Source organism: Roseateles sp. P5_E1 (assembly GCF_054049335.1).
The window spans coordinates 1-702 of sequence record NZ_JBFUMN010000210.1 but is presented as its reverse complement, the minus strand read 5'-3'; the positions used below and the strand labels follow the sequence as shown (position 1 = coordinate 702).

Annotated in this window: 1 protein-coding gene; it reads left to right on the top strand. The window is 67.9% G+C overall.

Features of this window, described 5'->3' with window-relative positions; all coding sequences use genetic code 11:
- Positions 1-10: 10 nt before the first annotated feature.
- Positions 11-702, top strand: a 692-nt coding sequence (locus ACXJKJ_RS30650; protein ID WP_457395231.1) for a lysylphosphatidylglycerol synthase domain-containing protein, incomplete at its 3' end; no start/stop codon positions are given.

Below are 702 nucleotides of genomic sequence, written 5' to 3'. Positions count from 1 at the left end.
GCTCCGACCCATGCGCCCGCTTCACGATAGCCCCCTCGCACCCGATCCGGACACCAAGCGGAAGCGCTCGGTCGCTTTTCTGCTGGTTATCGGTGCCGGCTATCTGGGGCTGTTGGTGTATCTGGACCACGGCACCGGGATCCTGTCGAGGCTGGCGGACCTGTCGGGCCCTCTTGCCGTATGCGCGGTACTGGTCCTGCTCAGCTTCGCGATTCGCTACCAGCGCTGGCATACCGCGCTGTCCGCCCAAGGACATCGCGCGTTTCCGTGGTGGGCGGGCCTACGCGCGTACCTGGCCGGCTTCGCCTTTACCGCATCCCCTGGCAAGGCCGGGGAGCTGCTGCGGATCCGCTATTTCGGGCTGTGCCAGGTGCCGCCCAGGACGGTGCTGGGCACCTTCATCTACGAGCGTGGGCTCGATCTGCTGGTCATAGTCTTCCTTGGACTCGGCGCGGCCACGCTGATCCCGGCTTTTGGCCTGCTGGTCGGCGTCGTGCTGGGATTCCTTCTGGCGCTGTGCCTGGCCGTCGCCTGGCCGTGGCTGCAGGCCACCCTGGACAGCGTCGCCGCCCGACTGCCGGGCAAACGGGTTCGTCAGCTCGCCAACTTCCTGCTCAGTGGCGCCAGGGATGCCGGACCGCTGCTGCACCTGCGCACCCTCGGCCCAGGAATCGCCCTGGGTGCGCTCGCCTGGTCCCTCAC